General features: G+C 66.3%; 23 protein-coding genes. 8 read left to right on the top strand and 15 right to left on the bottom strand.

The genetic code is table 11. The features are described 5' to 3' along the window. Nucleotides 1-32: 32 nt before the first annotated feature. From ISF28_RS07690 to ISF28_RS07680, 3 genes are all read right to left on the bottom strand, one after another. Nucleotides 33-3665 carry a transglycosylase domain-containing protein gene (locus ISF28_RS07690; RefSeq protein ID WP_229518925.1) on the bottom strand — a complete coding sequence of 1211 codons (3633 nt, stop codon included), beginning with the start codon at nt 3663-3665 and terminating at the stop codon, nt 33-35. Nucleotides 3666-3893: 228 nt separating this feature from the next. Next, nucleotides 3894-4694, bottom strand: coding sequence for a competence/damage-inducible protein A (locus tag ISF28_RS07685; RefSeq protein WP_198116559.1), 801 nt, complete (start codon nt 4692-4694; stop codon nt 3894-3896). Nucleotides 4695-4767: 73 nt separating this feature from the next. Then, entirely contained in the window at nt 4768-5592 is an 825-nt protein-coding gene (locus ISF28_RS07680; RefSeq protein ID WP_307727424.1) for an EI24 domain-containing protein, read from the bottom strand. Nucleotides 5593-5836: 244 nt separating this feature from the next. Between ISF28_RS07680 and ISF28_RS07675 the strand changes: the two genes are divergently transcribed. Both ISF28_RS07675 and ISF28_RS07670 read left to right on the top strand, forming a co-directional pair. Then, on the top strand, nt 5837-6193 hold the full coding sequence (locus tag ISF28_RS07675) for an FKBP-type peptidyl-prolyl cis-trans isomerase (protein ID WP_036235195.1): 357 nt from the start codon (nt 5837-5839) through the stop codon (nt 6191-6193). Between the two features lie 126 nt (nt 6194-6319). Then, entirely contained in the window at nt 6320-6577 is a 258-nt protein-coding gene (locus ISF28_RS07670; protein WP_198116558.1) for an acyl-CoA-binding protein, read from the top strand. A gap of 14 nt (nt 6578-6591) precedes the next feature. Here ISF28_RS07670 and ISF28_RS07665 read toward each other — a convergent pair whose 3' ends face one another. Next, entirely contained in the window at nt 6592-6870 is a 279-nt protein-coding gene (locus tag ISF28_RS07665; RefSeq protein WP_198116557.1) for a polyhydroxyalkanoic acid system family protein, read from the bottom strand. A gap of 285 nt (nt 6871-7155) precedes the next feature. Here ISF28_RS07665 and ISF28_RS07660 point away from each other — a divergent pair, with 285 nt between their 5' ends. The 4 genes from ISF28_RS07660 to ISF28_RS07645 all read left to right on the top strand — a co-directional run bounded on the left by ISF28_RS07660 (nt 7156) and on the right by ISF28_RS07645 (nt 11912). After that, complete coding sequence (locus ISF28_RS07660) at nt 7156-8703, top strand: gluzincin family metallopeptidase (protein ID WP_229518924.1); 1548 nt, start codon at nt 7156-7158, stop codon at nt 8701-8703. Between the two features lie 189 nt (nt 8704-8892). After that, nucleotides 8893-9216 carry a ferredoxin FdxA gene (gene fdxA, locus ISF28_RS07655; protein WP_198116556.1) on the top strand — a complete coding sequence of 108 codons (324 nt, stop codon included), beginning with the start codon at nt 8893-8895 and terminating at the stop codon, nt 9214-9216. 121 nt (nt 9217-9337) lie between these two features. Further along, a complete protein-coding gene (locus tag ISF28_RS07650) occupies nt 9338-10435 on the top strand; it encodes an NAD(P)/FAD-dependent oxidoreductase (RefSeq protein ID WP_229518923.1) in 1098 nt (365 codons plus the stop codon). A 241-nt stretch (nt 10436-10676) separates the two neighbouring features. Beyond that, the gene (locus ISF28_RS07645) at nt 10677-11912 is read left to right on the top strand and encodes a polyhydroxyalkanoate depolymerase (protein ID WP_198116555.1); all 1236 of its coding nucleotides are present in this window, start codon (nt 10677-10679) and stop codon (nt 11910-11912) included. A gap of 224 nt (nt 11913-12136) precedes the next feature. On the opposite strand, the gene ISF28_RS07640 is transcribed toward ISF28_RS07645, so the two are convergent. Beyond that, entirely contained in the window at nt 12137-12553 is a 417-nt protein-coding gene (locus ISF28_RS07640) for a VOC family protein (protein ID WP_198116554.1), read from the bottom strand. 247 nt (nt 12554-12800) lie between these two features. On the opposite strand from ISF28_RS07640, the gene rsxB reads away from it, so the two are divergent. Then, complete coding sequence (gene rsxB, locus ISF28_RS07635; protein ID WP_198116553.1) at nt 12801-13487, top strand: electron transport complex subunit RsxB; 687 nt, start codon at nt 12801-12803, stop codon at nt 13485-13487. A 7-nt stretch (nt 13488-13494) separates the two neighbouring features. After that, nucleotides 13495-14142, top strand: coding sequence for an endonuclease III (gene nth, locus ISF28_RS07630; protein WP_198116552.1), 648 nt, complete (start codon nt 13495-13497; stop codon nt 14140-14142). A gap of 18 nt (nt 14143-14160) precedes the next feature. Here nth and ISF28_RS07625 read toward each other — a convergent pair whose 3' ends face one another. From ISF28_RS07625 to ISF28_RS07580, 10 genes are all read right to left on the bottom strand, one after another. Further along, nucleotides 14161-14517, bottom strand: a complete 357-nt coding sequence (locus ISF28_RS07625; protein WP_198116551.1) for a cupin domain-containing protein — start codon at nt 14515-14517, stop codon at nt 14161-14163. A 141-nt stretch (nt 14518-14658) separates the two neighbouring features. Beyond that, nucleotides 14659-16137, bottom strand: coding sequence for a hypothetical protein (locus ISF28_RS07620; RefSeq protein WP_198116550.1), 1479 nt, complete (start codon nt 16135-16137; stop codon nt 14659-14661). Between the two features lie 2 nt (nt 16138-16139). Then, nucleotides 16140-16559: an ExbD/TolR family protein gene (locus tag ISF28_RS07615; protein ID WP_198116549.1), complete on the bottom strand. Its 420-nt coding sequence runs from the start codon at nt 16557-16559 to the stop codon at nt 16140-16142. Beyond that, on the bottom strand, nt 16549-17250 hold the full coding sequence (locus ISF28_RS07610) for a MotA/TolQ/ExbB proton channel family protein (protein WP_198116548.1): 702 nt from the start codon (nt 17248-17250) through the stop codon (nt 16549-16551). Before ISF28_RS07610 ends, ISF28_RS07615 begins: the two co-directional genes overlap by 11 nt. Before the next feature lie 153 nt (nt 17251-17403). Then, nucleotides 17404-17805, bottom strand: a complete 402-nt coding sequence (locus ISF28_RS07605) for a GtrA family protein (protein ID WP_198116547.1) — start codon at nt 17803-17805, stop codon at nt 17404-17406. Beyond that, entirely contained in the window at nt 17802-19091 is a 1290-nt protein-coding gene (locus ISF28_RS07600) for an NAD(P)/FAD-dependent oxidoreductase (protein WP_198116546.1), read from the bottom strand. The genes ISF28_RS07605 and ISF28_RS07600 overlap by 4 nt, the downstream gene beginning before the upstream one ends. Then, complete coding sequence (locus ISF28_RS07595) at nt 19092-20036, bottom strand: NAD-dependent epimerase/dehydratase family protein (protein WP_370663401.1); 945 nt, start codon at nt 20034-20036, stop codon at nt 19092-19094. A gap of 9 nt (nt 20037-20045) precedes the next feature. Next, nucleotides 20046-22043, bottom strand: coding sequence for a magnesium transporter (locus ISF28_RS07590; RefSeq protein WP_198116545.1), 1998 nt, complete (start codon nt 22041-22043; stop codon nt 20046-20048). Nucleotides 22044-22045: 2 nt separating this feature from the next. Then, the gene (locus ISF28_RS07585; RefSeq protein WP_198116544.1) at nt 22046-22201 is read right to left on the bottom strand and encodes a hypothetical protein; all 156 of its coding nucleotides are present in this window, start codon (nt 22199-22201) and stop codon (nt 22046-22048) included. A gap of 5 nt (nt 22202-22206) precedes the next feature. Next, on the bottom strand, nt 22207-22959 hold the full coding sequence (locus tag ISF28_RS07580) for an SDR family NAD(P)-dependent oxidoreductase (protein WP_198116543.1): 753 nt from the start codon (nt 22957-22959) through the stop codon (nt 22207-22209).

Genomic DNA, 22959 nt, shown 5'->3' with positions numbered 1-22959 from the left:
GCTCCCGTGCGCCGGGTCGGCGTCCCGCGCCCTCACTGGAGCACTTCTTCCACGGCGGGCGGCTTGGAATGCGGGGTGCGCTCGGCCTTGTGGACGGCCGCCTTGGCGGCGGGATGGTCGCCGGCCGCGGGCTTGTGCGGCGCCGGGTGCGCGCCCTCGCCCGCCGGCTTGGGATGCGCCGCGGCGGCCGGCTTGGCGGTCGGCTTGGCGGCGGGCTTTTCGGCCGGCTTGGCGGCGGGCTTGGCTTCCGGCTTCGTGGCCGCCTTGGCGGCAGGCGCCGCCGGCTCGGCCGCGGCCTCCGCGGTGGCGGCATCGGCCGGCGCGGCCTCCTCGGTGTCGCGCGCGACGGCGTCCGCCGGTCCCGCCTGCGCCGGTTCGGCGCGCTCGACGTGCAGGCCCGGGATCGTGACCGTATCCGTGTGCTGGATCATCGGCATCAGGCTCGGCGCCAGCTTCACCAGCAGTTGTACGGGCAGCGCGCTCGTGAAGTCGTAGTGGGCGGAATCCGGGCCGTGCACATACGCCGTCATGGTGCCGAAGAAGCGCTCGCCGATGTTGAAGACGAACGTGGCGGAGCGGTTCACGTAGCGCGACTCGATCAGGCGGTGGCCGGGGCCGTAGACGTCGAAGCGCTGGTCGCCGGTGCCGGTCTTGCCGCCCAGCGCGATCACGCTGCCGTCGTCCTTGACGAAGCCCGTCTTGGCGCGCTTGGCCGTGCCGTCCTGCACGACGCCGCGGATGGCGTTGACGACGGCGCGGGCCACGTCCGGGTTCAACACCCGCTCGTTCTTCACGGCGTCGCCGCGCTTGACGACGGTCTCGTACGGCGTGCCCTTGGCGAAGTGCAGCGAATCGACGCGCTGCGTGGGCTTGCGCACGCCGCCGTTGACGAGGATGCCCATCAGCTCGGCCAGCGCGATCGGACGGTCGGCCGACGCGCCCAGCGTCGTCGCGTACGACGGCACGAGCGAGTCGAACGGATAGCCCAACTTCTTCCACTGCGCGTGGATCTTGAGGAACGCCTCGACCTCGAGCAGGCTCGCGATGCGCTTGTCCTGCGCATGCTTGCGGTGCGTCTTGAACAGCCACGCATACACTTCCTGGCGCTGCTTGGTCGATGCGCCCACCACCTCGTCCCAGCCGGCCTTCGGGTGCGTGCGCAGGTAGCCGACGAGCCACAGCTCGAGCGGGTGCACGGAGGCGACGTAGCCGCGGTCGGCCAGCGACATGTTGGCGACCGAGTACTGGTCGTACATCTTGGCGATGCGCTCGTCGTCGACCTCGGCCTCGGCCGGCAGGTAGGTGTGGAGGAATTTGGCGAATTCGGCCGGCGACGCGTCCGGATAGATCGTGCGGTGCACGGCCGCGATCTTCGAGGCCTTCGCGCGCACGCCCTGCATCAGCGCCGTCTCGATCTCGTTCCAGTCCTTGCCGCGGTATTTGTTCCAGAAGCGGGCGAGGAAGTCCTTGCCTTCGCGGTCGGCAAAGCGCGACAGGTAGTCGGCGCGGCGCGGATCATCGGCGTCGGCCAGCAGTTGCGCGGACGAGCCGGGCAGCTGGAACATGTAGTAGCGCACGATGTCGCGCATCAGGCGCACGAACACGAGGTTCGTCGAGTGCTGCAGCGCCTCCTGCACGGTGAGGATGCGGCTGTCGTCCAGCTTGCTGAAGTTGCCGAAGATGTGCACGCCGCCGCCCGTGAAGAACGCTTCGCCCGGGTTGCCCGAGTACTTGCGCTCCATCGCGGCGCCCAGCATCGGCACGAGGCCGCGGTCGGCGCCGTCCGGCAGGGCCATGAAGTAGTCGATGGCCCACTGGGTCAGGCGGTCCTTCGGATCGACCTTGACCTTGGCGAGTTCCGCCTTGCTCATCGGCTCGTAGCGCTGGTGCAGCTGGTCGATGATGTCGAGGTAGGTCGACAACGTGCGCAGCTTCGCCGTCGAACCGAGGTCGAGCTTGGCGCCCTCGTTGATGTCGAGCGGCTGGTCGTAGTTGTCGGTCTGGACGCGCAGGTAGTTGACCTTGTCGCCCCGCTCCATCAGGGTGAAGCTGTACACGACCTTGGACGGGTCGCCGTTGCCCAGCATGCCCTTGCCCGTGAGGCCGGCCTCGGCGGCCGCCTCATTGTTGGTCAGCTTGCGCAGCGTGGCCGTGACGGCCTTCTGCGCGTCGGCGTTCAAGGTCGTGCGCACCGACAGGTCGAGGCGGTCGAGGTTGTACAGGCGCGAGTCGCCCAGCAGCGTGGCCAGGTGGTTGCGCACGGCGTTGGCGGCCTTGCGCGTGACGAACGTGTTCGCCGGCGGCGGCGCCACGCCGGAACCGAGTGCCGGGTGCAGCACGGTGGCGAGGGCCGCGTCGCGCAGCTGTTGCGAGATCACGCCGGCCTGCGCCAGCACGCGCAGGTGCGCGTTCGTCAGGTTTTCCAGGTCCTTCTCGCCGGCGCCCAGGTAGTAGGCGGGACGGCGCTGCGCGATCATCAGCGACAAAGCCTCCTTGTAGACGAGGGCGAAGTCGGGCGTCACCCGGTTGCTTTTCAGGATACGGTTGACGTCGGCGAAATCGCGGCCGTACCAGACCCACATGCCGTCGCCGATGCCGTTCACCTCGCCGTAGCCCAGCTTGGCCGACAGCGGCACCGTGTTCAGGTATTCGAGCACGATGTGGCGGCGGGTCTTGCTCGTGTCCTCGCCGTCCTGGTAGGAACGCAGGGTGGCCGAGGCCATCTGGCGCAGCTTGTCGCCCGGCGAGGCCGTGCGGCCTTCCGGCGAGTGGCGGTACTTCTCGATCTGCGTGGCGAGCGTGCTGCCGCCGGCGACGCGGCCGGCGCCGCCCAGGCCGACGGCGTGCACGGTCTTGTCGAACACGGCCTTCGAGAAGCGGTCCCACTCGACGGCAGGGTTACGCTTGGGATAGGTCGTGTCCAGTAGTTCCCGGTTCTCGATGAACAGCAGGCTCTTCACGAGCAACTGCGGCGCGGTGTCGAACTGTTCGTACAGGCGCTCGGGGAAGCGGGCCGAGAACAGCGGCGCGCCGCTGTAGTCGAGGATGTCGAGGCCGGCGCGCGTCTTTTCGTGATACGTGGGGTACAGGCCCATATCGGCCAGTTCCAGCATCTTGGGCGACATGCGCGCCTGTTCGACGACGACGTAGTCGCGCGTCTTGAGCTTGGCCAGGTAGTTCGGCAGGTTCGAGTAGCCGAGACGCTCGTCGTACGGGCTCGCCTGCGGGAAGCGGATCGCATCGCTGGCGCCCTTGCCGACACGGTAGGTGAGCTTCTGGGCCAGGCCGGCGAAGAAGCGCGCCTCCAGCGCCGACGTGCGGCTTTCGTACACGCCCACGGCGGACACGCCGGCCACGAGGACCAGCAGCGCGACGAGCAAGGCGCGCTTGGTCTTGCGCCAGCGCCGCTTGGGCTTGGCCGGCTGCGGTTCCGGCGCGGCGCCGGCGTCGCCGCCGTCGCCGGTGTCCGGTTCGAGCGCGGGCGCGAGGCTCGAGTCGAAACTGGGCTCCAGGCGCGGCGGGGACGTGCGAACGGGAACATCCTGCTCGGCCGCCATGGCGGGCACGCCGGCGAGCACGGGTTGGACCAACGCGGCCCCGCCGAAGATGCGGCGGAATGCGCGGGAGAAGAAACGGGGCCGTCGTTGACGGCGAATACTATCCATGATGGCTCAACCGGTTTGAAACACGCCTGCAAATCCCGTCAACCTGCTCGCCATCCTGCTGCTGGTCGGTTCGAGTGATCCAGGTCGTAAAAGTTCACAAAGCGGACGCGACCTCACTCCGGATCGCCCCCGCTCACAGTCACCATTCCACCACATCAATGTGACATGCAGGAACCACTCGCGCAGTTTTTTGACGTCGCCCCGATATTTTCGCAAAAAAACAACGGCTCAGTTTGCCCGACTGTCCACGGCCCGCAACGGCTGCATTTCCGCGCCCATGCGTTCGAGCTCCGCACATAGAAAAGTCCAGGCCGCTTCGACCTGACCGGGTTCGCCTTTCACACCCAATTCGATATGGCGCCGCGTGTGCGCATCGCCCACGTTGGGCAGGCTGAACACGCGCACGCCGGGGTAGCGTGCCTCCAGCGTTTCCATCAGCGGCGTGAGCACGGCCTCGGCCTGCCCGTACACCAGCAAGGCGCGTTCGGCGCGCGGTTCGCCGTGGAAGCGGTCGGCATACAGCGTATCGAGCACCCAGGCGATCATCGGCCACGCCATCACGGGAAATCCGGGCACGAAATGGTGCTGCGCCACAGTGAAGCCGGGGATGCGGTTGTAGGGGTTGGGGATCAGGCGCGCGCCCGCCGGGAATTCGGCCATCTTGAGGCGTTGCAGGTTCTCGGGCGCGCGCAGGTCGGCCTCGGGGCCGGCGGTCTCGCGGATGCGTGCTTCGATCAGCGACCGGCCTTCCGGATGCAGTTCGAGCGGCACGCCGAGGGCCGCGGCCGCGCACTGGCGCGTGTGGTCGTCCGGCGTGGCGCCGATGCCGCCGCAGCAAAACACGATGTCCGGTCCCGCGAACGTGCGCCGCAACAGCGCCGTGATGCGTTCGGGTTCGTCGCCGATCACCTCCGCCCAGGACAGGCGCAATCCCCGCTCGCCCAGGAGTTCGATCACCTTGGGCAGATGCTGGTCGCGCCGCTTCCCGGACAGGATTTCGTCGCCGACGATGATGAGGCCGAATGCCATGCGCAGCTCCTTTCGGGTCCAGTGTGCCACAGTACGCCGCGGCCTGCCGCGCCGTACGGCCGCGTGCCCACGCTCAGGGTTCGATGTCCTTGAGCGTCTGCCCGGCGCGCAGGTCCGCCAGCGCCTGCAGGCAGAAATACTGGAACCACAGGCCCGTGAAGATGAAGATCACGAGATAGAGCCAGATCGACAGCACGGCCAGCACCGGGAACAGCACCACCGAGAACAGCGCGCCGCCGACCCACGCCACGCCCGGCAGCGCGCCAAGCAGGCCGGACACGGTGCCGATCAACAGGAGCGAGCGGCGCTGCGCGTGCACGATCGTCCGGCGCTCCTCGAGGCTCGCGTGGATCGCGAGCGCGTCGTAGGCCATCACGCGCGCCGTCAGCCAGCCCCACAGCACGGCCTGCACGATGAGGGCGACGGGAGCCAGCGCATACAGCGGCAACGTGAACAGCCACAGCAGCGCGAACACGAGGATGCCCGACAGGTTCACCCCGAGGCTGCCCAGGAAGCTGCCGCCCTCCTTGCGTTCCAGCGCCGGGAACTGCACGCGGCTCACGTGGCGGGCGATGGCCGGCATGGCGCCCACGCCGATGAACAGCAGCGACGTGATGATCATCAGCGGCAGCAGCACGAGCATCGCCACGAGCGGGATCACGAGCGTCTTCAGGAAGCCGAGGCCCAGGGTGGCGAGGATGCTGCCGCTGGCCTCGAACAGGCCGTAGTCGGCGAACAGCGCGTGCAGCCAATCGAGCAGCGGCTGCATGCCGGCGTACAGCAGGCCGCCCCACAGCGCCAGCGACAGCAGCAGCGGCACGACGGACAGGAGCAGCATGCGTCCCGAGAACTGGGACCGCAGCGCGCGGCCGTAGGCGATGGCGACGGGGCGCATCATGCCGCCTCGCGCCGGGCGTCGTCCGCGCGAGCGTCTTCCATGGATGCTGCGAGGGCGGGCCGCGCGGGTTCGGCCGCTGGTTCGAAATGCTGGATCATGTGTCGGTTCGTGGTTGGGATCAATATGGGCAAGCCGGATGCCCGCCAGTGTAGCGAATCGAGACCCTTTGCGCTCGAGACCGCGATGGCACTTTGACAGGCCATGCACTACAATCGGCCCTTCATCCGACCAACAAGGGAAAACCATGTCCATCACCACCACGAATTCCGGCCTGCAATACGAAGACACCGTCGTCGGCAGCGGCGCCGAAGCGAAGGCCGGCAACTACGTGACCGTGCACTACACCGGCTGGCTGCAGAACGACGACGGCAGCACCGGCGTCAAGTTCGACTCCAGCAAGGACCGCAACGACCCGTTCCAGTTCCCGCTGGGCGCCGGCCACGTGATCCGCGGCTGGGACGAAGGCGTGCAGGGCATGAAGGTCGGCGGCGCGCGGCGCCTGATCATCCCGGCAAGCCTGGGCTACGGCGCGCGCGGCGCGGGCGGCGTGATTCCGCCGAATGCCACCCTGATCTTCGACGTCGAGCTCCTCGACGTTTAATGTGCGAATGGCGGGCACCCCGTGCCCGCCATTGCGGACCGAGCATCACCTCTAAAATCCGATCAATTCAACCATAATTCCCGACACGATGCGCTAAGATGCCCGCACATCGACCAAGGAGTTACCATGAGTTTGCAAGAACAGTTCGCCCAGGCCCAGCTCGACTCGAAGAACCTGCCCGAGCGTCCGGACAACATGACCCTGCTGAAGATCTACGCCCTGTACAAGCAGGGGTCCAGCGGCGACGTGAGCGGCGAGCGTCCCGGCTTCACCGACATGGTCGGCCGCGCCAAGTACGACGCCTGGTCCGCGCTGAAAGGCACGTCGCGGGACGAGGCGATGCAACAGTACGTCGACCTGATCGAAGAACTGAAAGACGCGTAAATCCGTTACCGAAATCAGTTACTGAAGACCTTGCGCATGCTTTCGGCCACCTTCTGCTCGATGGTGGAGGCGAAAGCACCCATCAGGAAGCCCAGCTTGATGCGCAACGCGGCCTGGCGCTCGCCCAGCGTGAGCGCCCCTTCCACGCCGCTGCGCGCGAAACGCAGCACGTCCCCGTCCCATTTGCAATTCAGTCCATATTCGCGGGCCAGCTTGTCCGCCACCTGTTGCGCGGCGGCGCGCGCGTCGGTCTGGCTCAGGCTGTGCGGTTGGGTGACGCTGATGTCCGGCATTCGATTTCCTTGCTAATTAGTCCAAATCAAAATAGCCCGACATGATGCCAGTTGGCGGGCACAAAGGCCAGCGCTTGCCTCGAGAATAATCAATTGATGAGCGTCAATGCCCCCATCGGGTAAGCGGCGACCATTCCTCTGGGAACCTAGAAAAACCGTCGCGAGCGGCGGCAGTTGCGGTTGAGAAGCGCAGCTGTACGAGGAGTACAGTGAGCATCGCAGACCGCAAATGCAACGCGCAGCAGGTTTTTCGAGCTTCCCTGTGAAATCAAGGAGGAAGCGACCATGGACTCATCGACACCCACCCGCCGCCCACCGCCCGTCGGCTTCGTGCCGACGCCGAGCAGCACCTATCGCCAGCACCGCAAGGCCGCCCAATTGCTCGACCAGCCGGGCCGGCCGCGGCCGCTGGCCGGTCCCGGCGGCGCCTCCCCGTCCGAGGCGAACCCGGCGCCCGACGTGCCGCTGCCCTATGCGTCCGGCGCGCGCGTGCTGATGTGGAAGCAGGACCCGTCGGTGGACGAGATCGGCACGCGCAAGGTCTTCCTGCCCGGCGTCGTGCTGGCCGGACCGCGCGACGCCCGCATCGTGCTCGGCGATTCCGGCATCCCGCCCGTCGAACCGAATGCGTTCGGCGACTTCGTGGCGATGCCGGACACCCCGCAGTTCGACGCCGTCCACACGTTCGCCGTCGTGCGCCAGACGCTGACGATGTACCAGCGCGCGCTGTCGACGGCGGGCAGCGCGATGCCCCTGCCCTGGCAATGGAACAGCAGCGCGGACACGTCGCCGCTGCAGGTCTACCCCTACGGCCTGCCGAACGTGATGAACGCCTATTACAGCCGCGCGCAGGCCTGCCTGAAATTCGGCGACTTCGTCCCGAACGGAGAAACCGCCCGCATCTACACCTGCCGCTCGTTCGACATCGTCTCGCACGAGACCGGGCACGCGGTGCTGGACGGGCTCAAGCCGCAATGGCTGATGGCCGGCAATCGGCCGCAGACGGGCGGCCTGCACGAATCGTTCGGCGACCTGACCGCGATCTTCCTCGCGCTGTCCCAGCTCGACCAGTGCGACGCCGTCGTCGCCCAGACCAAGGCGCGCCTGCACGACAAGACGTTCCTGGCCGACATCGCCGAGCAGTTCGGCCTCGCCCTCGGCAGCACGACGGGCCTGCGCAATGCCGACAACGACCTGACCCTGTCGCAGGCCGGCACCGAGGTGCACGCGATCTCGCAGGTGTTCACGGGCGCCGTCTACGACATCCTGGCCGACGTGTTCGCCCTCGAGCGCAATCCCGCGCTGGAAGATTGCGCGAGCGTGCTGCACCGCGTCGCCGGCTGGCTGCGCGGCCTCGTGCTGCGCGCGCTGATCGCCGCCCCGGACGCGGCCGCCACGTTCGCCGACGTGGCCAACGAGATGCTGCGGCTTGCGCAGGAAGACGGCAAACCGCAGGCGGTCGTCAACGCCATCCGCGACCGCTTCGCCCAGCGCGAGGTGTTCGCGGTGCCTGCCGGCCTGTCGAGCGACCACCCGCCCGGCCTGCGCCTGCTGCCGCTCGTGACGGACGCGCCGGGCGCGCGCCAGGACCGGCGCGCCTGCTGCGGCACGATGAACCTGGCCGAATACCACGACGTCGAACGCCTGCTGCAAGCGGAAGCGGACGCGCTCGCGCACTGGTGCGCGGAACACGGACGGTCCGGGCCGGCCGGCGAGCCGGCCCCGTCCACGCAAACGTCGGCCGCGATGGCGCTCAAGACCGTCACGGTCACGGACGACACCGGCGCCGCCGTCGCGACGACGGCCGTCGTGGACCTGTCCGCGCGGCCGTGAGGCATGCCGTACGGGCCCGTTTTCCGGGCCTGTGCGGCGACACCCAATACATTTGCTTATGTGTATTGTGTATAAGCCTGATTTGTCGTAGGAGCAGAATTGCCCTAAAATACAGTGCTTTGCCGCGTCCGGCGAACGCTCTCAGTAAATAATCACACGCCGCCGCTTCCACTCACTGATAGGACTGTTATGACCCACGTTGTCACCGAATCGTGCATCCGTTGTCGCTATACCGATTGCGTGGATGTATGCCCGGTAGATTGTTTCCGGGAAGGCCCGAATTTCCTCGCCATTGACCCGGACGAGTGCATCGACTGCGCCGTGTGCGTGGCGGAGTGCCCGGTCAACGCGATCTACGCGGAAGAAGACGTGCCGTCGGACCAGCAGCAATTCATCAAGATCAACGCCGACCTGGCGCGCAACTGGCCGTCGATCACCAAGACGAAAGCGGCGCTGCCCGACGCGGATGAGTGGAAAGACGTCAAGAACAAGCTGGACCAACTGGCCCGCTAACACGCCCCTGTACGCCGGCCCACCGCGGCCGGCGTCCTTTGCCGGTCCCGGCAGACGTGCGCCATTCGTGGCACACTATCCGCCCTCGCCTACCTACTGCATATAACAGGAAATCTTAGCAATGACTATCAGTGCCACCCCCGAAGTGGGCACCATCGCTCCCAACAGCTCCTTTGCCGGCGCCATCGAAGCCGATGCCGTGATCATCGGCGCGGGCCCGGTCGGCCTGTTCCAGGTGTTCGAGCTGGGCCTGCTGGAGATCAAAGCCCACGTGATCGATTCGCTGCCGGCCGTCGGCGGCCAGTGCGTGGAGCTGTATCCGGACAAGCCGATCTACGACATCCCGGCCGTGCCCGTCTGCACGGGCCAGGAACTGACCGACAACCTGCTCAAGCAGATCGAACCGTTCGAGCCGACCTTCCACCTGGGCCAGGAAGTCACCACCGTCCAGCGTCGCGAAGACCACCGCTTCAACGTCGAAACGTCGACCGGCACCCGCTTCATCACCAAGACCATCTTCATCGCGGCCGGCGTCGGCTCGTTCCAGGCGCGCACGATCAAGGTGGACGGCATCGAGAAGTTCGACAACAGCCAGCTGTTCTACCGCGTCAAGGATCCGAGCCTGTTCGAAGGCAAGAACCTCGTCATCTGCGGCGGCGGCGACTCCGCCCTGGACTGGGCCCTGAACTTCGTCGGCAAGGCCGAATCCGTCGTGCTGGTGCACCGTCGCGAAGACTTCCGCGCCGCGCCCGCTTCCGTCGCCAAGATGAAGCAGCTGTGCGAAGACTACGAAATGCAGCTGATCATCGGCCAGGTCACCGGCTTCGACGAGAAGGACGGCCAGCTGTCCGAAGTCAAGGTCACCGGCGCCGACGGCGTCACCCGCCGCGTGCCGCTGGACATGCTGATGGTGTTCTTCGGCCTGTCGCCGAAGCTGGGCCCGATCGCCGAATGGGGCCTGGACATCGAGCGCCGCCAGCTGAAGGTCATGGACACCGAAAAGTTCGAGACCAACGTGCCGGGCATCTTCGCCGTGGGCGACATCAACACCTACCCGGGCAAGAAGAAGCTGATCCTGTCGGGCTTCCACGAAGCCGCGCTGGCCGCCTTCGGCGCCGCGCCGTACATCTTCCCGGACAAGAAGATCCACATGCAGTACACGACGACGTCGCCGAAACTGCACAAGATCCTCGGCGTCGAGACGCCCGTGTTCGACTGACACCAGCCGTTCCGTAAGCCTCACACCACGAAAATGCCCCGCCGACGCGGGGCATTTTTCTTATGTACTGCACTTAACGAACCGGGCGCGGACAACTGTGATACAAATGCTGCAATGCAGTAATAAACAGTTTGCGACTCGGGCTCGCTGTTGCCCACCGCCAAGCCGAATGAGCCTATAATTGACCGAACACGTTGCGCAAACGATTTCAAGCGCGCACAGAGTCATGAAGGAATAAATTATGCTTTACCAACTGCACGAGATGCAACGCTCCTTCCTGAACCCGCTGATGCAGTGGGCCGATGCCTCTGCCAAACTGTTTTCGAATCCGGTCTCACCGTTCGCGCACACCCCGTTCTCGCAGCGTATCGCTGCCGGCTACGAGCTGATGTACCGCCTCGGCAAGGACTATGAGAAACCTGGTTTCGGCCTGACTTCGACCATCATCGACGGGAAGACGGTCGGCATCGTCGAACAAACGGTCGTCAGCAAACCGTTCTGCAAGCTGCTGCATTTCAAAAAAGACATGAGCGAAGGCGACTTCGCCGCGCTCAAACAGCCGACGGTGCTCGTCGTGGCCCCGTTGTCGGGCCACCATGCGACCCTGCTGCGCGACACCGTCCGCGCCCTGCTGCCGGACCAGGACGTCTACATCACCGACTGGGTCGACGCGCGCATGGTGCCGATGTCGGACGGCCCGTTCCACCTGGACGACTATATTTTCTACGTCCAGGACTTCATCCGCCACCTGGGCCCGGACGTGCACGTCATCTCCGTGTGCCAGCCGACGGTGCCGGTGCTGGCCGCGATCTCGCTGATGGCGACGAACAAGGATCCCAAGCTGCCCAAGACGATGGTCATGATGGGCGGCCCGATCGACCCGCGCAAATCGCCGACGGCCGTCAACGACCTGGCCGCCGAAAAGCCGTACTCGTGGTTCGAGAACACGGTGATCTATGCCGTGCCGGGCAATTACCCGGGCTTCGGCCGCAAAGTCTATCCGGGCTTCCTGCAGCATGCCGGCTTCATCGCCATGAACCCGGGCCGCCACGCCCAGAGCCACCGCGAGTTCTACCAGCACCTGGTGCGCGGCGACGACGATTCGGCGGAAGCGCACCGCAAGTTCTACGACGAATACAACGCCGTCCTCGACATGCCGGCCGAGTATTACCTGGAAACGATCAAGACGGTATTCCAGGAATACCGCCTGCCCAAGGGCACGTGGGAAGTGGGCGGCCAGCTCGTGCGTCCGCAGGACATCAAGGACGTCGCGCTGTTCACCATCGAAGGCGAGCTGGACGACATCTCCGGCGCCGGCCAGACGCACGCGGCGCACGAGCTGTGCACGGGCATCCCGGCCGCCAAGCAGCAGCAGTTCACGGCGCCGAAATGCGGCCACTACGGCATCTTCTCGGGCCGCCGCTGGCGCGAGATCATCTGCCCGATGATCGGCGAGTTCATCCGCAAAAACGCCTGAGTTCGCTCAGCAGTCCTCACAATGCCGCGGCCCGTGCCGCGGCATTTTTCATTTGGCGGCGCCGTGCGCGGCCCGATACCGCTGCAACTCGTCGCCCAGCCAGCGCCCGCTGGCCACCGGCTGCCCGGTCCCGCACCGCCGCGCACAGGCGGCGGGAAAGGTTGGGCAACATCGATGTCATCGGATACACATGGGCAAGTTGTTCACCCACCCAGTGTAAGCGATCAGGCCGCGTCGTGCCGCTTGCCGGCCTCGATGATCCAGTGCAGGCCGAAGCGGTCGACGACGGTGCCGAACACCTCGGCCCACGCCGTCGCGCGCAGCGGCATCTGCACGGCGCCGCCGTCGGCCAGCGCCGCCAGCATCCGTTCGGCCTCGTCTGCCGACGCGCAGGACAGCGTCAGCGACACGCCCTGGAAGCCGGTTCCGACGCCGTGGCCGCCGGCAAGATAAAAGCGGACGCCGCCGATGACGAGGCCCGCGCGCAACGTGAGATGCGCCGTGCCGGGCCTGACGTGGGCGGCGTCGACGATGTCGCCGACGCGGTGGTGGAACAGGATGTCGGCGCCGACGGCGTCGCGGTAGAAGGACAGGGCCAGGTCGCACGCGCCCGGAAAGTACAAGGTAGGTATTGCTTGCATGGTTGCTCGCTTGATGATGGGTAGACAGGCCCACCGAGCGGCATCATGCGGTCAACATGACGGAAGTCGGGCCTCGTGTGCGCTCGGCGGGAATGCGGTGTTCACGATGGCCCTCCTTTCTTCGGTTGTGTGTCCGTCAAGTCTAGAGCAGATCTCCGCCGGGTTCAAGATGTCCGGCGCGGCATTTCGACGCGGCCGGGCTTTTAGCGGATAATGACGGTTTAACCAGTTTCGAAGTTGCATCGCCGTGACCAAGACGCTCGCCGACCAGATCGAAGACCTGCTGCCGCAGACCCAATGCACCAAGTGCGGCTATCCCGCCTGCCGTCCGTACGCGGAAGCGATCGCGCGCGGCGAGGCCGAGATCAACCAGTGCCCGCCGGGCGGCCTGGAAGGCGTCGCGCGGCTGGCGCGCCTCACCGGCCGCCCCGTCATCCCGATCAATCCGGCCAACGGCGTCGAGCGGCCGCGTCCCGTCGCGTTCATCGACGAAAGCCTGTGCATCGGCTGCACCTTGTGCATCCAGGCCTGCCCGGTCGACGCGATCCTCGGCGCCCCGAAGCAGATGCACACGATCCTGCCCAGCCTGTGCACGGGCTGCGACCTGTGCGTGGCGCCCTGCCCGGTCGACTGCATCGCCATGATCCCGCGCACGGACGACCCGGCGAGCGAGCCCACCGGCTGGGCCGCGTGGTCGCAGGAACTGGCCGACGACGCCCGCGCCCGCCACGACTTCCGCACGGCGCGCCTGCGCCGCGAAAAGGAAGAAAACGATGCGCGCCTGGCGGCCAAGGCCGTGGAAAAGATGCGCGCCGTGACGGCGGAAGAAACGAATACGGCCGAAGAACTGGCGGAGAAAGAACGCAAGCGCGCGATCATCGCCGCAGCAATCGAGCGCGCGAAACAGAAAGCCGCCCCGGACAAGAAAGACTGACGCATCGATGAATCCCGCCAAACGCTACGAGATCTTCACGCGCTTTCGCGACGCCAACCCGCATCCCACCACCGAACTCGAATACACGACGCCGTTCGAACTCCTGATCGCCGTGCTGCTGTCGGCGCAATCGACGGACGTGGGCGTCAACAAGGCCACGCGCCGCCTGTATCCGGTGGCGAACACGCCGCAGGCCATCCTCGACCTGGGCCTGGACGAACTCAAGACCTATATCTCGACGATCGGCCTGTACAACAACAAGGCGAAGAACGTCATCGCCACGTGCGAGATCCTCGTCAACCAGTACGGCGGCGAAGTGCCGCGTTCGCGCGAGGCGCTGGAAGCGCTGCCCGGCGTGGGCCGCAAGACGGCGAACGTCGTGCTGAACACGGCGTTCGGCGAGCCGACGATGGCCGTCGACACGCACATCTTCCGCGTCGCGAACCGCACCAGGATCGCGCCCGGCAAGAACGTCGACGAAGTCGAACGCAAGCTGCTGAAATTCGTGCCGAAGGAATTCCTGCACGACGCGCACCACTGGCTGATCCTGCACGGCCGCTACACGTGCGTGGCGCGCAAGCCCAAGTGCTGGAACTGCATCATCAACGACCTGTGCGAGTACAAGGACAAGACGCCGGCGCCGGCCGACGCGTGACCGCCGCCGGCGCGCGAATCAGATGACCCGGCGCGGCGCGGCCGTCAGCGGATCGCCGCTGTTCGGCGTGCCCGTCGGCTCGATGAGCAGGATGTGCGCCTCCCCGTGCGCACGCGGCCGATGCCGCACGCCTTTCGGGACGACGAACATCTGGCCGGGCTCCAGCGTCACCGTCGAGCCGTCCTCGAGGTCGATGTCGACGCGGCCGGCGAGCACGAGGAAAAAGTCGTCGGTCGTGTCGTGGACGTGCCAGTGGTACTCGCCCCGCAGCTTCGCGACCATCACGTCGTGGCCGTTGAACAGGGCCACCGTGCGGGGTTGAAAGGCTTCCGTGAAGGTGACCAGCTTGGCGGCCAGGTCGATTGCGGCGTGCATCATGTCTCCCGATGAAAACCCCATTGTCGCGCGAACGCGACCGCGGGTCTTGCACAATCGTGCATGACAACGGCATTCTCCCGGCCGGTGGCGCTCATCTCGGGCCCGACGTAACGCTGCACGCTCAAGCCCGGCGGCCGATCATTTCGTCAGGACCAGCGAAAAGAACAAGCGGGTCGGGCCGTTCGACAGCTTGAAGAACAGCTTGTTGCGGCCCTTCCTGAAGTGCACCACGCGCTTGCCTTCGCTCAGGTTGTAGTCGCGCACGAACGTGTTCGCCGTGTCGTAGACCCGCTGGAAGAACCATGCCTTGTCGGAGTTACCGCCGGCCCAGACCAGCCTGTCGTTGAGCCACAGCTGCGCATCGTCGTCGGCGCCGACCCAGATCGTCAAGTCCTGTTCCTCATCGACCATCAGCTCCGTATAGCCGTAATACACGGCGTCTTCCGCGGGCACGGGCGGCATCAGCGGGTAGCGCGCCATGTCGACGTAGTCCCATTTGACCAGGCGTCCGTCCTTGCCGCGATAGGCGGCGTCCAGCTCCACGCCCTGCTCGGGCGGATAGCGGTCATTCGAAAACAGGCCGTCGCCATGCTTGCCGGCGAACGGGCCGATCACATACCAGCTGTTGACCCAGACACGATTCGCATAGGCGCCGCCGGGGCCGAGAATCCGGCCCGCGCCCTTGACCATGGTCGCGGCGTCGACAGCGGGAACGTGCCCGACGCCGCCGTCGAAGATGAAGCCCCCGCGGCCGGCGTACGCCTGCGTCGCGCGATCCGGCAGGTCGGGATTCGCGAACGCGGCGATCCGGTCCAGCACGGTCATGCCCGCGCCGCCGTTCTTCCCTTGCCCCCCGCCCTGCCCGCCCTGCCCGCCCTGCCCGCCCTGGCCGTTCCCGTCCGCCTTGCCGTTGCCGTTCGAACCGCCTTTGTCGGCACCGCCCGGCCCCGCACCGGCCGCACCGGCCGCATCGGCCGCATGCGGCGCGCGCGCCGCGACCTGGATGCCGTTCTGCTGCTGCTCCAATTGCCGGCGGCGCTGTTCCAGCACGTCGCGCGCCTTCGCTTCGAGTCGTTCGATCTGCGCGGCCGCATCGGCGGCGGTCTTCGGTGCCGCGCCGGGCGGCGCCTCAGGCTTGCGCGTCGCCTCGACTTGTTTCAGCGCCTGTTCCTTGGGGATGTGAAGGAGTTGCGCGAGCCGTTCGGCCTTGATGTCGCGCTCGATGTCGTCGATCTTGCGCGACAGTTCCCTGGCCTGTTTCAGCAATGCTTCCGGCGCCTTCGGCTGCGCGCTGAACTGCACGTCGTCGTCCTTGCGCGCACCGGGCGGCGCTTTCTTCTCCGCACCGCCCGCCGCCGCGCTTTGCTCGAGCAGGGACTTGATCCGTTCCATGTCGTGCACGCGCTTTTCCAGGCGAGCCTGCGCCGTCAGCCGATCGCCCGATTCGATCAACCGTTGTTCCCGGTCGAATTGGGCGCGCTCGATGCGCTGGCTGCCCAGGTGGTACAGCACGACGAGCGGCACCGCGTGCAGTACGAGCGACAGGTAGATGAACGGATGCCGCCGCACATGGGCGAGCGGCGCGGCGCGGGGCGTCCGGTAGTCGTCCAGGACCATCGTCAGCGCGTGTGCATCGCCACCTTCGTGAACCCCTCGAACTGACACAGCTCGAGCACGTGCACGATGTCCTGGTAGCGCGTGGATTGATCGCCGTCGATGCGGATCGGCCGCGCCGGATCGCGCGCCGCTTCGCGCTTGAGCAGGTCGTGCAGCTCTTGCGTCGACACCTCCTTGCCGTCGATGTAGGCCGTACCGCCGGCGTCGACGCCGATGACGAGCGGCGCGGGAGCGGTCGTGGCGCGGTCGAGGCTGACCTGCGCGGTGGGCAGCACGATGGGCAGCTCCTTCTCCGGCTTCTTGGCCTCGGGATGCCGGAACGACGTCGCCACCATGAAGTACATCAGCAGGAAAAAGATGCAGTCGATGAGCGCGATCAGGCCGATCTCGGGCTGTTCGTCGTCGCCGAGGTCAATGCGCATGGACCACCTCGAGCGTGCGTGCCGGCATGCCGTCCAGCACGCGGTTCAGCTGGCGCTCCAGCGCGATGCCGATGCCGACCATGCGGTTGCGGAAGACGTGGTGCATCGCCAGCGACGGCAGCGCCACGGACAGCCCCGCCGCCGTGTTGACGAGGGCCTTGGAGATGCCGCCCGCGAGCAAGGTCGGATCGCCCATGCCGTTGAACGCGATGACGTGGAACGATTCGATCATGCCGATGACGGTGCCCAGCAGGCCGACGATGGGCGCGACCGTCGCCACGACGTTCAGCGCGTACGCCTTTTGCTGCTGCAGGCGCAGTTCGACGCCGGCCATCTCCGCCACGCGTGCCGCCAGTTTGTCCGCGGGCAGGTGACGCTGCTCGACCATCCAGCCGAGGATGCGCGCAAGGCAGCTGTCGCCGCCGGCCACCCGCTCGCGCAACTGCTCGAAATGGCCCGCGCGCCACAGGATTTCCGCATCATGGGCCAGGTCGGGCGGCGCGACCTTTGCCAGGCGGAAGTTGACGAACCGCTCGATCGTCACGGCCAGCGCCAGCACGGACAGCGCGCCGATCGCGACGATGCCCACGCCGCCGTGGACCAGTTCGGACGCGATGTTCAGGCCTTGCGCCCGGGCCGGCAATGCGAGGAACAACAAACCATACAGGGTGAAGCGGGACAAGCGGGACATCGTATTCTTTCTCGGAAAACAACGGATTACGTGTCAATGTAGCACGATATCTTCACAGATCGGCAACATGGCGCCCGATCTGCGCAATTTTTATTGTTGCTTGACGGAATTAATAAATGCCGCGTCCAGGAAGGCCGTCCAGCGCGGTACCGCTCAGCGGAAACTGAAATGCTTATGCCCGAGATAGCTGGTGAACACTGGCACGACGACGCCGACCCCATGCGCGATCTCGCGCGTGAATGTCGTGATGCCCAGCGCCGGCAGGCCCCATTTCACGAGCAGCATGCTGATCGCCCACGTCTGCGCGACGGCCACGACGTTCACGAGGATGAACCAGCCGGCCGCATGGTGCGTGGCCTGGCGGGTTTCGCGGAACACGAACAGCCTGGCCAGGATGAACGCGGTGATCATGCCCGTGATGTAGGCTAGAATCACGGCCGAGGAAAACGGCATCGTGCGGTTGTACAGGATGCGCGAACCGAAATTGACGGCCGCGGCGAAGCCCCCCGTCAGCAGGAAGACGAGGAATTGGCGCGAGGCGAAACTCTTGATCACGCGCCGGCCTCGCGCGCCATCTTGCGGCCGAAATCGATGCTCTCGGAGATGCCGCGGTCTTCCGGGTAGTAGTACGACGTGTCCGCGACCCACAGCCCGCCCACGGGCAGCTTGGCGGGCGGCAGGCGGTCGAGGTAGCCCGGCTCGCAGATCGGCTGCGCGTAGCGGTAGCGGCTCGCGCGCATGTCCACGAAATCCGCGTCCTGCAGGGACGGATTGATCTTCATTAGGTAGCGCTTCACCTTGTCGAGGAAGGCCTGGTCGGGTTCCGCGAACTTCGGGTGCTCGCCCGGCATGTAGAACGGCACGTAGACAATGTGCCGGTCTCCCATCGGGCGCAAATTCGTGTATTCGACGAGGCCGGGGATGTCCATCTCCTCGTCGTTCGTGTTGAGCCAGAAGTTCTCCGTGACGGGCTTCGTCAGCTTGGCGATCACGCACACGACGGCGATGTTCTTCTTGGCGCGGAACGCATCCAGTATCGCGGGCGGCAGGTCGGGCATCACGCGCGGCACGTAAGGCAGCGGGATCGTGCTGATCACCTTGTCGAACGCCTCGAACCGGCCGGCAGCTTCCACGCCCTTCACCTTGCCGTCTTCGATGACGACCTTCGTGACCGGGGTCTTGAGGCGCACGATGCCGCCGTGCCGTTCGATGTCGGCGCGCATGGCTTCCAGCAGGGTCGCGGAGCCGCCGTCCATATAGCCCAGCTTTTCCTTGAACAGGTTGTAGCGCGAGCGGCCGATGCGGCGGATACGGCTCCAGATCCACGCGGCGGACAGGTTGTCGCTGTAGTCGTAGAACTTGTAATCGAACAGGCGGCGCCACAGCACCTCCCATGCCTCGGCACCGACGTTGCGCTTGATCCAGCCGCTCGCCTCCACGTGGTCGAGGGGCTTCCAGTCGTCGCGCTTCGTCGACAGGAACGCGTGCAGGCCGTAGCGGAACTTGGCGGCGAAACCCAGGCCGCGGAACTTCAGCAGCGCGACCGGGTTGCCCCATTCCTGTACTTCATTGCGGAACCAGTAGCCCATCTTGGTCGCGACCCAGTGCATCTTCGACGACAATCCCAGCTCGTCGAGCACCTTCAGGAACGCGTGGTCGGAGATCGCGTGGAAGTGGTAGTAGCGCTCGATCGACGTGCCGGAAAAATCGAAGTGCGCGGCCATGCCGCCCACGCGGTCGTCCGCTTCGTAGACGACGGGCTCAATGCCGTCGCGCGCCAGTTGGTAGGCCACGGCGAGGCCCATCGGCCCCGCCCCCAGGACGGCGATTCGCTGCTTCATTCAGAACTCCAGGACGACGTTGCTGTATTTCGGATCGTTGAAGGTTTCGTCGATGGCCTGCGCGAACGGGGTGCTTTGCACCTTGAACATGCCGGGCCAGTCGATCACCTCGAAGCTGTCGCGCGCGACGAGCGCAGCCAGCTGCTGCGTCGTGAACGGCGGGTTCTTGTCGAACTTGCCCCACACCCAGAGCAGCCCGTAGAACAGGCCGTACGGGATTTTCACGATCGGGGTCTTCGCGCGCGTCACGCGCTTGATCTCGCGGATGATGTCGATGTAGTCGACTTCCTCGTGGCCCGAGATGTTGTAGACGCCCGCGATGGACGGGTCTTCGATGCAGCCGATGATCACGCTGCAGAAGTCCCCCACGTACAAGGGCTGCCGCATGTAGCGGCCGTGCCCCGGGATCGGGAACACGGGCACCTTGCTCATGAAGCGCGACAGCCAGCCCAGGTGCTTGCGGTCGAACCAGCCGAACATCAGCGTGGGCCGCAGCACGGGGCAGGCGATGCCGCTCGCGAGCACCATCGCTTCCTGCTCGCGCTTGCTGCGCGTGTAGAAATCGTCGGCCACCGACACGACGACCGAGGAGCTGATCGCGACGAGGCGCGTGTTCGGCTGGCCCTTGATGATGTCGAGCTGGTGGCGCGTCGCGTCGACGTTGTTGCGCACGAAATCGGTCCAGTCGTTGCCGCCGATCTGGGCCTGCAGCATGACGACGGTGGAACCGTCCGTGAAGTGGCGCGACCACTCGCCCGGCTCGGCCAGGTCGGCGTATTCGACCGCGATGTCGGGCTGCACGCGGCGCAGCACCTCGAGGTTGGCGCGGTGCTTGTCCAGCACGACGATGTTGCGGTAGCCGCGGGCCATCAGCCGCGCCACGAGGTTTTGTCCGACCAGCCCGGCGCCGCCGGGCAGGACGATCTTGCGGTTCAAGTCAGTCATGCGAAGTCCTCATCGGATGCCGTACAGCGACACGCCGAGCAGGCGACCGTCCGGCGACCAGTTGTATTGTTTCGGCGAGACAGGGTGCGCGATGTGCAGTTCGATGTGCTGCGGCGCGCCCGGCTCGGGGCCCAGCGGGATCCTGACCTGGCGGCGTATCTCGAAATTGTCGAAGTCCCAGCCGCCCGCTGGCTTGCCGTTCACGGTGACGTCGACGTGCTGGCGGAAGGACTTCTCGGGAATGAAGCCGCCCAGGTCCAGGTGGATCTCTTGCGCGCGCCGCGGATCGGCGGGCAGGTTGATCTCCGCCACCGGACCCATCGACCACACGAAGTCGGTCTCGATGTTGGACCAGCCCTTGCCCAGGATCGAGCGGAAATAGTCGTGGTGGTCTACGAGTCGCGTGTAAGCGGCCGGGGTGAGCACGCGGCCGTGGCGGTACAGCAGCAGGCCCTGGCCCTGGAAATCCGGATCTTCCGCGGCCATGTTGGACGTGCGCATCGGGCGCACGAAGAAGCGCCGCGGCGTGTTCAACTCTTCCGGACGGCACTTGGCCGGGCGGGTGAACAGGATTTGCCAGTGCTCGTTAATGCAGAACAGGTCCTCGCCCTGGCGGCGCGCATACAACTGCAGCGCAACGACGTTGCCCCACACGTATTCCCAGGCCTTGCCGTTCTGCTCCACGTCCAGCACGATGCGCCCATGGCCGGGCAGCTTGCGCAACTGGTCGTACAGCTGCGCGGAGCCCGGAATGTCGTACAGCTCGTTGTAGTACACCGGCACTTTCACCGCGTTGCCGGTGGCAACGATGGCCGCGACGGTCACGATGCCGGCGGCGACGGTCTTCGCCTTCGAGCGCGCCGCCTCGTACAGGCACAGCAGGCCCAAGCCCGCAGCCAGCGCCGGCACCGCGTAGTAGAACAGGCCGAGATAGACGAGGCCGAGGCGATCGATGCCGAACTTGGCGTAGAACAGCAGCGCCGCCGACGCCGCGACGAACGCGATGCCGAGCGCGCGCACGTCGCGCAGCACGCCCTTCGACGCCACGCGCACGCCCGTCAGCAACATCAGCGCCACGGCCACGCCCCAGGCCCACGCATAGCCCGGCTCCCAGAACAGGCCGACGAACGCCAGCGCGTCCTGCAAAGAATTGTGCTTGTCGTTGCTACCGAACCAGATGTAGCCGTAAACCGGCCCCGGGAAATCGACGATGGTCGCGAGGATCAGCGGGACGAAGAACAGGAACAGGATGCCCACCGAAACCAGGATGTCGCGGCGGTGGCGCACGAGGAAGGCGGCCGACAGGATGCGCCGCTCCGGATTGCGCAGCGTGATCAGGAAGTTCGCGGCCAGCATCACGATCAGCATCACGCCGAGCATCGGAATGAACGAAACGTGGCCGTTGATGACGAAGCCGCTGGACACGGCGAGCGTGCGCAGCGCGTCCGTGCGTCCCCAAGCCAGGCGCGAGATCGACAGCACCACCACGGCGAACGGCAGGATGTACAGGTCCGGGAACCAGATGCCGAGAAAGACCGACGGTTCGAACAGGCCGAGCGCCGCCGTGAACACGAGCGTGAACATCAGCGCGGGCACCACGCCGCCCACCATGCGGCGGACGAGTGCGAACACCGTCACGATCCAGGCGGCGCTGTACAGGCACACGGCCAGCAACTGGCCCGAGAACGGAGACGGTACGACGTGCAGCCAGTCGTGGAAGACCAGTTCGCCGAAAGCCAGCACGTACAGGATCGCGGGGCCGGGGTGGTTCACGCCGATGCGCGAGTAATTCCCGTACAGGAGGTGCAGGCGCTTGGCGTCGAGGATCAGGAGGCTGTTGGCGCCGAAGTCGCCCATCTCGTGCAGCACCTTGTTCGCATCGATCTGCCACTGGAAGATCATGAGTGCGATGGCGATCGCCAGGAACAGAAGCACGTTCGGCGACAGGGTGCGGGCATTCATCAGCGGTTGACGATCGTCGGCGACGACGGAAGAGGGACGGTTCATCATCATTGGACTCCAGCGGCGATGGGCGCCGATGCGGCGCTGTACAGGGCGAGGTGGGCTGCCTCGACGTCGGGATTGCCCGGAACGGGGTTGCGTGCGCCGGCCCGATACACGTCGTCGTACAGGGCCCGGAACCGCGAATGTGGAGTGTCCAGCATGGCCGTCAAATGTTCATTTTGTTGAAGACGAACGCCGGCAGGTGGCGGATCACCATCATGATCAACGCCCACTTGCCGGGTGCGTACACGACCGGCTTGCCGGCCTTCGATCCATCCACGATCAGGCGCGCCACCTGTTCGACGGGCGCGAGGCCCTGCTGCGGCAGGTGCGCCGTCATCGGCGTGGCCGTCGGTCCCGGCTTGACCAGCACGACTTTCAACGCGCTGCCGCTGCCGGCCAGGCGGTGCTGCAAGCCCTGCGCGTAGCGCGTGACGAGGCCCTTGGCCGCGCCGTACACATAGTTCGAGCGCCGTCCGCGGTCGCCCGCGACGGAACCGACGATCGTGATGACGCCGCCCACCGGCTCCATGTGGCCGGCGAACGCTTCCGCGAACAGCACGGGCGACACGCCGTTCACGTCCAGCGCCTCGCGGGCCGCGTCGAGGTCGCGCTGGCATTGCTGCTGGTCCGGCAGCGAGCCGTGCGCGATCAGCACCTGTTGCGGCATCCCCTCGGCCACGACGGCATCGGCCAGCGCGCGGATGGCGCGCGGGTCGGAGAAATCGGCGGTGCGCACCGTGACGGTCGCACCACCGCCGCGCACGCGCAGGTCGGCGGCCACGCGCTCCAGGCGGGCGGCATCGCGGCCGACGAGCGTCAGCGCGACGCGGCCCTGGGTCGACCACAGGCGCGCGCAATGCTCGGCGATCGAAGAAGTCGCACCGACGATCACGATGCGTTGGAGGGAATCCGGCAT

Source organism: Massilia rhizosphaerae (assembly GCF_016093545.1).
Classification (GTDB): domain Bacteria; phylum Pseudomonadota; class Gammaproteobacteria; order Burkholderiales; family Burkholderiaceae_D; genus Telluria; species Telluria rhizosphaerae.
The sequence above is the reverse complement of the archived record's forward strand: the minus strand, read 5'-3'. Positions and strand labels throughout refer to the sequence as shown.